Origin of the sequence: Pediococcus ethanolidurans, from assembly GCF_001437405.1 — a bacterium.
GTDB lineage: Bacteria > Bacillota > Bacilli > Lactobacillales > Lactobacillaceae > Pediococcus > Pediococcus ethanolidurans.
The window spans coordinates 141,763-155,586 of record NZ_JQBY01000002.1 but is presented as its reverse complement, the minus strand read 5'-3'; the positions used below and the strand labels follow the sequence as shown (position 1 = coordinate 155,586).

At 36.8% G+C, this 13,824-nt stretch carries 16 protein-coding genes; 15 read left to right on the top strand and 1 reads right to left on the bottom strand.

The features are described 5' to 3' along the window. Positions 1 to 501: 501 nt before the first annotated feature. Positions 502 to 1,296 (top strand): PfkB family carbohydrate kinase, encoded by a 795-nt coding sequence (locus tag IV87_RS01585; protein WP_147156958.1) that lies wholly within the window; start codon positions 502 to 504, stop codon positions 1,294 to 1,296. Between the two features lie 4 nt (positions 1,297 to 1,300). Then, on the top strand, positions 1,301 to 1,852 hold the full coding sequence (locus IV87_RS01580; RefSeq protein ID WP_057805154.1) for an ECF transporter S component: 552 nt from the start codon (positions 1,301 to 1,303) through the stop codon (positions 1,850 to 1,852). A gap of 66 nt (positions 1,853 to 1,918) precedes the next feature. On the opposite strand, the gene IV87_RS01575 is transcribed toward IV87_RS01580, so the two are convergent. Further along, positions 1,919 to 2,098, bottom strand: a complete 180-nt coding sequence (locus tag IV87_RS01575) for a hypothetical protein (RefSeq protein ID WP_057805153.1) — start codon at positions 2,096 to 2,098, stop codon at positions 1,919 to 1,921. A 141-nt stretch (positions 2,099 to 2,239) separates the two neighbouring features. On the opposite strand from IV87_RS01575, the gene IV87_RS01570 reads away from it, so the two are divergent. From IV87_RS01570 to IV87_RS01510, 13 genes are all read left to right on the top strand, one after another. Further along, positions 2,240 to 2,809, top strand: coding sequence for a hypothetical protein (locus tag IV87_RS01570; RefSeq protein ID WP_057805152.1), 570 nt, complete (start codon positions 2,240 to 2,242; stop codon positions 2,807 to 2,809). Positions 2,810 to 2,882: 73 nt separating this feature from the next. Further along, entirely contained in the window at positions 2,883 to 3,323 is a 441-nt protein-coding gene (locus IV87_RS01565) for a Fur family transcriptional regulator (RefSeq protein WP_057805151.1), read from the top strand. Between the two features lie 114 nt (positions 3,324 to 3,437). After that, positions 3,438 to 3,914, top strand: a complete 477-nt coding sequence (locus IV87_RS01560; RefSeq protein ID WP_057805150.1) for a hypothetical protein — start codon at positions 3,438 to 3,440, stop codon at positions 3,912 to 3,914. A gap of 21 nt (positions 3,915 to 3,935) precedes the next feature. Continuing rightward, positions 3,936 to 4,802, top strand: coding sequence for a DUF6681 family protein (locus tag IV87_RS01555; RefSeq protein ID WP_057805149.1), 867 nt, complete (start codon positions 3,936 to 3,938; stop codon positions 4,800 to 4,802). Between the two features lie 202 nt (positions 4,803 to 5,004). After that, the gene (locus IV87_RS01550; RefSeq protein WP_057805148.1) at positions 5,005 to 5,745 is read left to right on the top strand and encodes an amino acid ABC transporter ATP-binding protein; all 741 of its coding nucleotides are present in this window, start codon (positions 5,005 to 5,007) and stop codon (positions 5,743 to 5,745) included. A gap of 12 nt (positions 5,746 to 5,757) precedes the next feature. After that, positions 5,758 to 6,591, top strand: a complete 834-nt coding sequence (locus IV87_RS01545) for a glutamate ABC transporter substrate-binding protein (protein WP_057805147.1) — start codon at positions 5,758 to 5,760, stop codon at positions 6,589 to 6,591. After that, positions 6,588 to 7,226 carry an amino acid ABC transporter permease gene (locus IV87_RS01540; protein WP_057805146.1) on the top strand — a complete coding sequence of 213 codons (639 nt, stop codon included), beginning with the start codon at positions 6,588 to 6,590 and terminating at the stop codon, positions 7,224 to 7,226. The genes IV87_RS01545 and IV87_RS01540 overlap by 4 nt, the downstream gene beginning before the upstream one ends. Positions 7,227 to 7,240: 14 nt before the next feature. Continuing rightward, positions 7,241 to 7,894 (top strand): amino acid ABC transporter permease, encoded by a 654-nt coding sequence (locus IV87_RS01535; RefSeq protein WP_057805145.1) that lies wholly within the window; start codon positions 7,241 to 7,243, stop codon positions 7,892 to 7,894. 236 nt (positions 7,895 to 8,130) lie between these two features. After that, the gene (locus IV87_RS01530; protein WP_057805144.1) at positions 8,131 to 9,129 is read left to right on the top strand and encodes an ABC transporter ATP-binding protein; all 999 of its coding nucleotides are present in this window, start codon (positions 8,131 to 8,133) and stop codon (positions 9,127 to 9,129) included. Then, positions 9,129 to 10,076 carry an ATP-binding cassette domain-containing protein gene (locus IV87_RS01525; protein WP_057805143.1) on the top strand — a complete coding sequence of 316 codons (948 nt, stop codon included), beginning with the start codon at positions 9,129 to 9,131 and terminating at the stop codon, positions 10,074 to 10,076. Before IV87_RS01530 ends, IV87_RS01525 begins: the two co-directional genes overlap by 1 nt. A gap of 4 nt (positions 10,077 to 10,080) precedes the next feature. Continuing rightward, the gene (gene opp4B / locus IV87_RS01520) at positions 10,081 to 11,040 is read left to right on the top strand and encodes an oligopeptide ABC transporter permease (RefSeq protein ID WP_057805142.1); all 960 of its coding nucleotides are present in this window, start codon (positions 10,081 to 10,083) and stop codon (positions 11,038 to 11,040) included. A gap of 12 nt (positions 11,041 to 11,052) precedes the next feature. Beyond that, a complete protein-coding gene (locus IV87_RS01515) occupies positions 11,053 to 11,946 on the top strand; it encodes an ABC transporter permease (RefSeq protein ID WP_057805141.1) in 894 nt (297 codons plus the stop codon). Between the two features lie 107 nt (positions 11,947 to 12,053). Continuing rightward, positions 12,054 to 13,820, top strand: coding sequence for an oligopeptide ABC transporter substrate-binding protein (locus IV87_RS01510; protein WP_057805140.1), 1,767 nt, complete (start codon positions 12,054 to 12,056; stop codon positions 13,818 to 13,820). Positions 13,821 to 13,824: the final 4 nt, after the last annotated feature.

Here is a 13,824-nt window from a genome sequence, read left to right as displayed (position 1 = left end):
ATTATATTTCGATCTATGAATATTTCAGGTTTAAATCTATTTATTAGACTATATCCAGAAAAACATTAAAAGTCAATGAGAAAAAAGAAAGTGAACGAAGCAAATCGATAGGCATTGATATTTAAGCGGGATGGAGGCGGGATCTCAATCCCGCAGGAATCCTGCTTATAGTTCAATGCCTGATTTGCGGAGTTGTCCTAAGGCTCGGCGGGAAAAAGAAGTGAACGAAACGATTTGCTAGTTTTGAAAAAAACAAGCGGTATGGAAACGAGTTCTTGCGGCTAGTTTGTGCCACAAGAATCGACAACGTACAGAGAATGGAAACTTTCGGAACGAAAGGAGTGAACAAAAGTTACCCTAAAAATTCAGCTGAAAGTTGACATTTATTATCCAAATAGAACAACAAAGAATTTATTCATAATCATGGTATAATGTAAAAAATTATTGAGAAGGAAGGTTTTCATAATTGAACAAACATTGTTAATTGAAGATCTATCTTCTGTGGGCTCGGTATCTTTAAGTATTGCAATGCCAATAATGACGGCGTTTGGAGAGCAACCGGCAATCATGCCTTCAATGATTTTATCAACACACACGGGTGGGTTTGGACAACCGGCAACGATTTCGATGGCGAAAAACTTACCCAGTTTTTTCGCCCACTGGCATAAAGCAAATGTGACATTTTCCAATGTTTTGATAGGTTACCTTGGAAGTGAACTGAAAGTTTATGAGGAGATTAGTTCGTTTTTAAAGGAAGATCCCACGAAACTAGTCTTGCTTGATCCAGCATTTGCCGATCATGGTAAATTGTATTCTGGAATGTCAACTGCAGTGGTAACCCGTTATTTGAAGCTGTGCCAAAATGCACAAATATTATTACCTAACTTAACTGAGGCATGTTTTTTGCTTGAACAAAATGTTTCGGATACAATCAACAGACATTACTTAACAAGTATTTTGAAAAAATTGTCGCAAAAAACTGGGATTGATAATGTCGCAATTACTGGTATTGAATTAGATAATCAAATTGGGACAGCTTTTTTAACTGCTGATGAATTTCATTATGTCAGTTCAGAAAAAGTGGTGGGCGATTTTTTTGGAACTGGCGATCTATTTTCAAGTTTAGTTTTGGGCTTTCTTCTCAATAAAGAAACCTTTCAAACGGCATTAAAACTCGCAAATAAATGGACGAGTGAGGCTGTGTTGGAGACAGCTGAACAAGGTCAGCGAGATTCACGCATGGGAATTACATTATCATCTGTTTTATCAAATATTTTGGCATATAAGGGGAGTTAGCATTATGCGTAATAGTCAACTAAGAAAAATTATTGTCACAGCATTGTTTGCAGCCATTATTTTTATCGGAATTTCTGTATTTCAAATTCCCATTCCAGCGTTAATAGGACGACCGTTCGTTCACTTTGGTAATGCATTGACCGCATTGGCCATTATGTTTCTGGGGTTTGGTTACGGGACATTAGCGGGAGCCATTGGATTAGGCTTGTTTGATGTCACACATGGGTATGCTAGCACGGCATATTTAACGGTATTGGAAGTTGTTATCGTGGCAGCTGTTGTGACACTTGTTTTTCGTTTACTACGAAGAGATGATACTAAAAAGTGGCATATTGTCATTGTGGCATTTGTGGCAGGATTTACTAAAATTTTTACTTCATTTGGGAATTCGGTTATTGAAGGTGTTGCCTATCAAGGGATGCAGTGGCATGCGGCTGTGGTTGGTGCAATTGCAAGTGAACCGGCAACAATTGTGAATTCAATTACGACATTCGTATTGGTGATGATTCTTTACTATCCATTAAAGAAAGTTTTGAATCGATCAGGCTTAATTTAAAAAAACTAGGACACTAACCGTTGTAATCTGTGAAGATACGAGGTTGTGTTCTAGTTTTTTAATTGCTTAAGCATCCTGCAAATTTTCTTGAATAGCCATAATTGTTTTTAAATTGTGAACAGCAGATTCAATTGTAATGCCAGTCGCTTCAAAGGCAGGGTTCGTCTTATCGTTAGCGATAAAAACTTGTTTTTCTGTATCGAGTGCAATGGTGAACCAATTATTACTGTATTTTTCAAAGGTCATAATGATAACCCTCCTCGTTTTTATTTTTAAGTTGAAAAGATTTCAGAAAATTAAAGAAATCGCTTACATTTAACTTTATTTTTTTATTCTACAGCATGTTACAATAAAAGACAAATGAAATAATCATGGAGTGGAAAAAGGATGAATAAAATTATCGTAATTACTGGTGCGACAGGTACTGGTAAAACAACTGTGAGTGACTATTTGAAAACTTATTATCATGTTCCGCAAGTTATTACCCATACAACGCGCCCGGCTCGCAAAGGCGAAATTAGTGGCAAAGATTACTATTTTGAAACGGAACGCAGCTTTTTTAATAATCACTATCTTGAAAATGTGGTCTATTCGGGCTATCATTATGGTTCCTCATATGAAGGATTGGAACGTGGGTGGCAACGAAACACACTTGTCAGTATCGTTTTGGATACCAAAGGTGCAGTAACCTATGAACAACAGTTAGGTGAACAGGTAGTCATTTTATATTTAACGGTTTCTAATCATGAAAAATTAGTCAAACGGTTGAAAAAGCGTGGAGATGACACTGAAATGGTTCGTCAACGTATTGCTAGTGAAGAATATCAGCGTGATTTACAATTGCCAGCAGAGTTAAAAACTAAAGCTCATGTGATTTTGAATGATGATTGGCAAACAGCGCGAAAACAAATTGACCAAATTATGCAGAGATTAACGAATTCTGTTGCCAATCAATAATCTGTCATGTTTTGCCTAATTATGATAAACTTTTAAAGAGTAATTGTTACTATTTAATGTTAGGGGAACAAATATGGATACAAAAGTAGCACAAGCAATTGAAATTTTACAACAAAATCATTTTAAAATAACCAAGCAACGACAAACGTTAATTGAAATTATGTCTCAACATGAAAATAATTATGTGGATGTGACCCAAGTTGATAGTCAAATGCGTGCCAATTATCCCAAGATGAGCCATAATACGGTTTATCGAAATTTAAAGGAATTTGAACAAATCGGATTAGTGGAACAAATTATTAAGGATGAGCATGCTCAAGTTAAGTATCAATGCGATGTGACTCAACAGCATCACCATCATTTTATTTGTACCAACTGTGGCAAGGTAGAAGAAGTTGAAATGTGTCCGTTAGATTTCTTCGAACGGCAGTTACCCGGTTACGAAATTTCCGGTCATCGATTTGAATTGTATGGATTATGTGCAGATTGTGCCAAAAAAGCGCATACGGTTTAACGCGCAACTAATAAATTTAAAGAATTAATATGGTTTTAATGTTTGGCCTTTAAAATAACAGTCAGTTTGGTAAGATTTAACTAACCATTTAAGAAAAGGGGAGGAGAAGCGGTTATGGCATATCGTACGCCACCATTTATCACACCATTTGCAATTGTCAGTGTTTTGATTGCACTTAGCGCCACCAATGTTGTGGTGAATAAGGTGACCGGCACAACAGACGGCGGTTCTGTACGGACACAGACGGAATCGACCACCAAAACTTCGGCATCAACAGATTCAAGTAAAAATTCTTCTAAAAAAGATAGCTCGAACAGTAGTAGTAAAGATAGCAGTTCAAGCTCAGATGACTCCAGCAGTTCGTCAATGGACAGCAGCTCATCTAGTTCAGATGACACACAAAGTAGTTCAACTGACAGTTCAACGACACCAGCTAGTTCAAGTAGCACTTATTCTAGCAGTGCATCGACAGCTAAAAAAGCAAGCAGTTCAAGTGCTGCAACCCAATCATCTAGTGCAGCAAGCTCGGCTACTAAGACTAGTGCGTCAAGTAGCAGTGCAACTACGACGCAGGATGATACGACTAATTAATTGCGAAAGGAGTGAAGAGTTTTGTTTACAGTTATTGATATGATCAATCACTATTTGGGCTATATTAATGTAAATGTAAAACTGAAAAACCGCATTTATACGATCATTGGGTTTGTCGGTAATTTCTATATGCTGTATCTAGCTTTCCGTTTCTTCGAGAATGGTCGCTGGGTGCGGGGCTTAGGCTTCATTGCCGTTTTTCTGATTTTTCTTTACTTTTTGATCATGAATATTTATTTTTATTTCACGACTAAAAAAGCACCATTTGATATCTCACCAAAAATCGAAAAATTACTAGGTGGAAAACCTCGTGAAGTTGCGGAAAATGAAAATTTACGTCAACGTTTGAGTCAAAGAGAACGTGGTCATCGCGCAATTGTTCCTTCAACTGGAATTTTTGAAAAAAATACAATTCTACCGGCGACCATTAAATCTAGTCAACGAGAGATCCATAATATTAATCAGTTAGCAGAGCAAATGATTCAAAATAATTTTGCGATGGCAGATTATGAAGGCCTTTCAGATGATGAAATTCTGGCACACTTACAGGAGTCTAATGAAACTGAATTGTACGCCATTGGACAAGGAATCCCGTTCCCTTATTTTGAACTTCGAGAAGAAAACGGCGAGGCTAATATATATGCCGGGATGAATCAGATGAATCTGTATCGAATTGGTCAGGTGGCAAGTGTGGGCCTATCTAATTATTTTGAAGTAAAACAACAATACCAGCTTTATCTGGCGCAGGCTGTTTTGATTGGCGGTCAACGAAAATTTGCCGGTCGTTCAAGTTTAATGACTGAAGATTCGCCATATAGTGCGAAAATTCAAATGGCATATCAAAAACGCGACGATACGCCAACGCAAACGCGACGCAGATCATACTAGACAAAACCTTATTGTTTGATAAATATGAGAAGGAACCTATCAAAATCATTAAAATTTTGACAGGTTCTTTTTTGTACTTTAAAATTGATATAATGGATATACGTATAACGCTTTATTGACTTAAAAATGATTATAAAAGTCACTGGTATTCCCAGCATAGAGTGCTAACGTAATACATAGAAAGAAAAAAGAGGTAAGACTTATGTCAATGATTGAATTTCACGATGTTGAAAAGTACTACGGAAAATTTCATGCGCTGCACAATATTAATTTGACGATTGAAGCCGGTGAAACTGTAGTTTTAATCGGTCCTTCTGGTTCTGGTAAGAGTACTTTGATTCGTACAGTTAATGGTTTGGAACTCATTAATAGTGGTCAGTTAATCGTTGATGGGTTTGATTTAGCCGATAAGAAGACGGATATGAATAAGATCCGTAAAAATGTGGGAATGGTTTTCCAGCATTTTAACCTCTATCAAAATAAAACGGTGCTTGAAAATATCATGATTGCACCGCGAATTGTTTTAAAACGAGACGAAACTGAAAATAAGAAAGTTGCTATGGAACTTCTTGATCGTGTGGGTTTGGCAGATAAGGCTGGAAGCTATCCAGCACAGCTTTCTGGTGGCCAATCACAACGAATTGCGATTGCAAGAAGTTTGGCAATGCACCCAAAGTGTATTTTATTTGATGAGCCGACTTCCGCACTGGATCCTGAAATGATTGATGATGTTTTGAATGTTATGAAAGATATTGCCCGTGATTCAAGTATGACAATGTTAGTGGTAACTCATGAAATGGGCTTTGCTCGTGAAGTGGGTGACCGGGTTATTTTTATGGCTGATGGACGAATTTTGGAAGACGATACCAAAGAAAGTTTCTTTGACGGACAGCCGACAAATGAGCGTGCTCGTCAATTCCTTAGCAAAATTATTAAGCACTAGAGGAGGAGAAGCATGAAAAAAATAATTCGATATTTAGGATTGCTGACCTCACTGTGTTTACTTGTCATGGTTCTCAGCAGTTGTGGAAGTAAAAAGGCTTCTGATCAAAGCGTATTAAGCCGGGCCAAACAAACGAACACGATTGTTTGGGGTGTTAAGGCGGATACCAAGTTGTTTGGATTAATGGATGTTAAAGATTCACAAATTAAAGGATTTGATGTGGATATGGCTAAAGCATTGACTAAACAAATTCTTGGTCCTACTGGTAAAGCAAGTTTTATTCAAGTTTCTAGTCAGACACGAATTCCACTTCTAAAAAACGGTAATATTGATGCCGTTATTGCCACAATGACAATAACTCCTGATCGTCAAAAAGTAGTTGATTTTTCGAATCATTATTTTAATGCTGGACAATCTTTACTGGTTAAAAAAGGCAGTCCGATTAAGAGTGTCAAGGATCTAAACAAGAGTGGCACCCAGGTTCTGGCGGTCACAGGAGCTAATTCGGTAGCTAATTTTCAAAAGGTCGCTCCAAAGGCAAAGGTCTTGGAATTACAGGATTATGCACAGGCCTTACAAGCTTTGAAATCCGGTCAAGGTAAAGCTCTAACAACTGATAATGGTATTTTGCTTGGGATGGCTGTTGAAAATCCTGGCTATAAAGTTGTCGGTGGTGCGTTTACGAAAGAGCCTTATGGAATTGCTGTGAATAAGGGTCAAAAGACATTTGTTAAGAAAATTAATCAAGCCTTAAAACAACTTCGAGCTAATGGCGAATATGACAAAATTGTTAAGAAGTGGTTTGGCAATATTTCAGGATTTGACTATAAGGAGGCAGAAAAATGATTAGTATTATCACAAATCATTGGCAAGACCTTCTCTATGGTTTAGGCCAAACTTTATTGTGTAGTATTTTAGCGTTGTTCTTTAGTTTAATCATTGGGTCATTCTTCGCCATTTTTGAAGTTGTCCCAAGTAAAACTTTACGAATTATTGCCCGTGTTTATATCGAGATTTTCCGAAATATTCCTTTACTAGTTATTACCATGTTTTTCTATGTGGTAATTCCGATGTTCTTTGTGAAGGTGAACGGGTTTACAGCTGGTACGATTGGGCTCACGATTTACACCTCTGCGTTTATTGCAGAAACCGTTCGTTCAGGAATTCAATCCGTGGATCCCGGCCAAATGGAAGGTTCACGTGCTAACGGAATGACATTTTCACAAGCTATGCGGTATGTGGTTTTACCACAGGCTTTTCGAATTGTGATCCCACCATTGGGAAATCAATTTATTAACTTGGTCAAAAACTCGTCTGTTTTGGCCTTTGTGGCTGGTTTTGATTTGATGTATCAAGGAAATACCATCGCTTCAACCAGTTTTGATACGCTTAATGCTTATTTTGTGGTTGGTGTCTTGTATCTAATTATTACAATGCCGTTGAGCTATTACATGCGTTATCTTGAAAAACGTTTGAACTAAGGAGGTGAAGAAAAATGCAAAACTTTGTTAATGCGTATTCGTGGATTAATTTTCGTTACCTGTTAGAGGGCCTTTGGATTACCATTGAAGTGTCTGTGGTTTCCATCGTGTTTAGTTATATCTTAGGCGCAATTCTAGGATTAATTCGGTATATTAAAGTAAAATACCTTTCTGCCACTGTCGGTTTTATTATTGATTTAATTCGAAATTTACCGTTACTGTTAATCATTTTCTTCACCTACTTTGGTCTGCCAAACATCGGCATTCGGTTGAATCCGATCTGGTCGTCAATTCTTGCAATGAGTATTTTTGAATCAGCTATGCTGGCTGAAATTATTCGAAGCGGGATTGGGGCGGTTGATCCTGGTCAAATGGAAGGTGCACGAGCTAATGGACTGTCCTATTGGCAAGCCATGTGGCATATTATGCTTCCTCAAGCTCAGAAAAAAATGATTCCCACAATTGTTAGTCAATTTATTTCCTTGATCAAGGATACTTCGTTGGCCACAATTATTGTTTTGCCTGATTTGATGTATCATGCCCAAATTATTTACGGACAGAATAGTAATTATATTTTGCCAATGTTCTTGGCATTAGCTGTGATGTATTTTGTGGTTTGTTACTTACTTTCGATTTTGTCGCATTATTTGGAACGACGGTTAGCTTAATAAAAATATTATTAATTTATGATAGAAAAACTCGTAATGTTAATTCATTATGAGCTTTTTTATTTTCTTTTAAAACATTGAACACAATGCATAGAAAACGCTTACCACATTTTTAAAAATGCAATTGTTATCTAAATTAAACCTTGCATTTTAATGTAACAGCACTATAATATTATCAAATCTTAATTTTCTTAATCAATTTTTAATTTGTTGCTAGAACGGGGGAAGTGTTCAATATGGGAGAAGAACTTTTAACGATTGATCATCTACACACGTCATTTAAACGAGGTACTAAATATTATGACGCTGTGGATGATGTTTCTTTAAAAATACATAAAGATGAAATTCTGGCAATTGTCGGTGAATCTGGTTGTGGAAAGACAACTTTAGCAAAAAGTATTATTGGCTTACATGATTTAAAACGAACAAAAATCAGTGGTCATATTGGATTTGAAAATCAGGAATTAGTAGGAGCGTCACCTGAAAAGTTTGATAAGTTACGCGGTAGTGAAATGGGGATGATTTTTCAGGATCCATTAGCAGCTTTAAATCCACTAATGAGAATTGAAGATCAAATTCAAGAAGTTTTGGATTACCACACAGATTATTCAAAGAGTAAGAAACACAAAATTGTTTTGGAACTTTTGGATCAAGTTGGCTTGGAGAACCCAGAACGAGTTGCACGTCAATTTCCACATGAATTATCTGGTGGTATGCGACAACGAATTATTATTGCAATTGCGATTGCATGTAAACCGGAATTAATTATTGCTGATGAACCTACCACTGCTTTGGATGTAACCATTCAGGCACAAATCCTAGATCTGTTAAGAAGCATTCAAGCACAAAATCATGCCGGAATTATTTTAATCACCCATGATCTTGGGGTAGTTGCAGATACAGCAGATGAAGTTGTGGTGATGTACGCTGGACAGGTTGTTGAACGTGGAAGTGTTTCACAAATTTTTAATCATCCATTGCATCCGTATACTCGTTCACTATTGAAATCAATTCCACAAGCTGATCGTGCAGGTGATCGTTTATATGCGATCGAAGGTTCGGTACCGCCATTAACGAAAATGCCACATGATGGCTGCCGTTTTGCGCCCCGAATTCCATGGGTACCAGAGAGTGCTCATGAAAAAAAGCCGACCATGCATGAACCAGAAAAAGGACATTTCGTATTGTGCACCTGTTATCAAACGTTTGAATTTGAGAATGGGGAGGTCGTTTAATGAGTTTAGTTGAAGTCAAAGATTTAAAAGTACATTATCCAATTCGATCGGGATTCTTTAATCGAATTCACGATTATGTCTACGCAGTGGATGGTGTGAATTTTGAAATTGAACCTGGTCAAACATATGGTTTGATTGGTGAAACTGGATCGGGAAAAACAACGATTGGCCGTTCGATCATTGGACTGGAAAAAATCACTTCCGGTAAGATTCTGTTCGATGGCCACGACGTTTCTACTAAAAAAGAACGTAATGCATTACATTACAATCGAGATGTCCAAATGATTTTTCAGGATTCCTTATCTAGTTTGAATCCTAAAAAAAGAATTTACGATATCATTGCGGAGCCATTAAGAAATTTTGAAAAGTTGAGTGATACTGAAGAAAAACATCGTGTACGTGAATTGTTAGATACAGTCGGTTTAGGCGACGACGATCTATTTAAATATCCATTTGAATTTTCAGGTGGTCAACGGCAACGAATTGGAGTTGCGCGGGCAATTAGTACCAATCCTAAATTAGTGATTGCTGATGAACCAGTTTCTGCATTGGATCTTTCCGTGCAAGCCCAAGTCTTGAATTATATGCAAGAAATTCAAAAACAATTTAACATTAGTTATCTTTTTATCTCACACGACTTAGGAGTGGTTCGTCATATGTGTGACAGTATGGCGATTATGCATCGAGGACGTTTTGTTGAATTAGGAACGCGGGATGATATTTATAACCATCCGCAACATATTTATACGAAACGTTTATTAGCAGCGATTCCAGATGTGAACGTTGATGAACGGGATGCTCATCGTAAGCATCGAAAAGAAGTTGAAAAGGTGTTTGATACAGAACAAAGTCGTTATTACGACAAGAACGGACGAGTTTTACCACTACAGAAAGTTTCTGAAACACATTCGGTAGCTCTGCCAGAAGATCAAGTGAAGGGGGAGTGAGCTTATGTGGAAAACGATTTTACGGCGGATTATTATTATGATTCCGCAAATCATCATTTTGAGTTTATTAGTTTTTATCTTAGCAAAGTTCATGCCGGGTGATCCCTTTACAGGGTCAATCACACCACAAACTGATGCGTCACAATTACATGCTTTAAAGGTTCAAGCAGGACTATACGATCCTTGGTACACACAATATGCTCATTGGGTTGTCAATATGTTCCATGGTAACTTCGGAACAAGTTATCAGTTTAAGGAATCGGTTATGACAGTTATCGGTGGTCGAGCGATTAATACTTTATGGCTATCACTGTTTACGGTTATTTTAACTTACTTAATTGCTATTCCCTTAGGCTTACTTGCCGGACGTTATGAAGACACAAATTTAGATCGTGGAATTATGTTTTTTAACTATGTTACCTATGCGATTCCACTATTTGTTTTCTTAGTTTTAGGACTCTGGTTGTTTGGATATGTATTAGGTTGGTTTCCAAGTGGCGGTTCTGTTTCACTTAGTGCAAGTGGGGCTTTTGGAAATATATTGAGTAGGCTTTACCATATGATTTTACCCGGAGTTTTAACAGCGCTGTTATCCACCACAAGCACTGTTCAATATTTGAGAAGTGAAATTGTTGATCAAAAACATCAAGATATGGTTGCAACTGCACGTGCCAAAGGAGTTCCGGAGCGTAAAGTGTTTTCACGCCATATTTTACGAAATTCGCTTTTACCAATTGCAGCATTTATGGGATATTCGATCACGGGTTTATTGGGAGGATCAGTCTTTGTTGAACAAATCTTTACTTACCCTGGAATGGGACAACTGTTTCTAAATTCTATCAGTAATCGTGATTTTTCAGTGATTACTGCATTGGTTATGATTTATGGTATTTTAGCGTTATTTGGAACTTTGTTATCAGATATTATTATGAGTATTGTCGATCCACGAATTCGGATAAAATAGGAGGGAGTAAAAATGACAAATTCAAAGGAAACAACAGCCGTTAAAACTCCCTCAAATTTGAAGGTGATTTGGCAAGAGTTTAGACATGATCGTTTAGCAATGTTTTCGTTAATTTTTACAATTGTTCTAATTTTAGTGATTTTTGTTTATGCAGCTAGTTTAAATCTTGAAAAAGTTACAAATGTTAATATCTTTGCTCAATATGACAAGCCAGGACAAGATGGTTTTATTCTTGGGGCAGATGAAGGCGGCCGTGATGGTTTAAAAATGCTAGTCATTGGTGCTCGAAATTCAATTATGATTGGCTTTGCAGTAACGGTAATTTCTTCGCTTTTTGGAATCATATATGGAATGATTTCAGGATTTTACGGTGGATGGTTGGATAATGGTATGATGAGAATTTATGATTTTATTAATATTTTACCAGAGATTATGATCATCATCGTTTTAGTTACAATTATTCCTAAATATAATGCTTGGAACTTTATTGTTATTATGTCGTGCTTTATGTGGTTAAGCACGGCTCGCTTAATTCGAAGTAAAGCTTTGGCAGAGTCAAAACGAGATTATGTTTCTGCATCACGAACTTCGGGTACAAACGATTTTATGATTCTATTTCGTGAAGTCTTACCTAATTTAAGTTCGATCATTATTGTAGATACTACTCTAAGTTTTGCCGGTAATATAGGTATTGAAACAGGGTTAAGTTTCTTGGGATTTGGGCTACCTGATAGCACTCCTAGCTTAGGAACATTGATTAGTTATGCGCAGGATCCAGACGTCATTGGAAGCAAGCCATGGGTTTGGTTGCCAGCTGCAATAGTTATTTTAGTTTTAACTTTAAGTATTAGTTATATTGGTCAAGCGTTACGTAGAGCAGGAGATGCTCAACAAAGACGGGGTTAGAAAATATAAAAGCAGCGAGAGAAGGGATGCTTAAATTAGAGACAATTGAATGATACTGGCACCAAAGAATGATGTATTTAAATTATTACATAAAAGGGGAGATACGTATGAGTAAAAAATGGAGCGTTGGAGCAGTGGCTGTTTTAGCAGCATTGACACTAGCAGCTTGTGGAAATAGTAAATCAGCATCAAGTACTAGTTCAAGCAAACCCACATTACCGCTTACCTATTCATCAAAAAAATCGGCAATTAAAGGTGGTACTTTAAAAGTTGCTGAAGTTAATACGGCCGCATTTAAAGGAATCTGGGATAATGCTTTAACAACTAATGCTGAAGACGCTGATATGATGCAGTTTGGTAACGAAGGACTATTTGCAACAGACAAGAATTTTAAGATTGTTAAGGGTGGTGCAGCTAACCTAACACTTAACCAGAAGTCTAAGACGGCAACTATTAAAATTAATCCAAAAGTTAAATGGTCTGATGGAAAACCTCTAGTTGCTCAAGATGTTGCTTATGCTTATAAAGTTCTGGCAAATAAAGGTACTGCTTCACAGTACTATACTGGTAGTATTGCAAATATCAAAGGTATTGCTGCTTATCATGCGGGCAAGGCAAAAGATATTTCTGGAGTTCAAATTAAAAATAAACGTACAGTTGTTATTCACTTCAAAGTAATGAAACCTGGAATGAAAACTTCTGGGAATGGTTACTTCTGGGAGAATGCTGAACCTTATCACTACATCAAAAATGTGTCATTCAAGAAACTTGCAAGTTCTGATCAAATTCGTAAACATCCCCTATTTTATGGACCATATAAGCTTTCCAAGGAAGTTTCTGGAGAGTCGGTAAAATGGGTACCTAATACCTATTATTACAAGGGAACTCCTAAGTTGAAAGAGATTGACGTTCAAGTAGTTTCACCTGATTCAATTGCTGCAGCACTAAAAGCACATAAGTACGATGTCACTTATGGTCTTGGTTCATCTACCTATGCCAAAGTTAAAAATGTTTCCGGTTATACTATGACTGGTAAAAAGGCATTGGCGTATGATTATCTTGGCTTTAATCTAGGTAAATATGACGCTAAAACTGGAAAAAATGTTATGAACAAAAATGCTAAGATGGCGAATCCAAGTCTCCGTAAAGCAATTGCCTACGCCATGAATATTGATGCCGTTGAAAAGAAATTTAGTTATGGTTTAGGTAGTCGAATGACGACTCTCATCCCATCTGCTTTCTCTAAGTATCAAGACAAGAGTGCTAAAGGATTTCCTCTAAATCTTAAGAAGGCTAATGCACTTTTGAATAAAGCTGGATACAAAAAAGGAAAAGATGGATATCGTACTGATCCAAACGGTAAAAAGTTAACAATTCATCTTGCTGAAATGCAAGGGAATTCTAATACCCAAGCTATTGTTAAGAACTATATTCAACAATGGAAGAAGATTGGCCTTCGTGTGACATTAACTAATGGTCGTTTTTTAGATATGAATAATTTCTATGAAAAGGTTCAGGCTAATTCAAGTGATGTTGATATGTTTGAAGCAGCTTGGTCACTTTCAAGTGAACCTTCACCAATGGATTTGTATAGTGAAAATGCACCGTTTAACATGGGACGTTTTGTTTCAAAAGAAAATACAAAACTATTGAATGATATTGATTCACAAAAAGCTTTCAATACAAGTTACCGTGTTAATGCATTTAAAAAATGGCAAGATTATATGAATAAGGAAGCCGCTTACGTTCCTGAAATTGAAGTTGTTCAATCATATGCGGTCAATAACCGTGTAAAGAATTGGAGCTTAAGTAATGCTTCTAAAGACTTTAACTGGGCTAAGGTTCAGGTTACATCTAACAGTTTATCGAAGTAAGTTT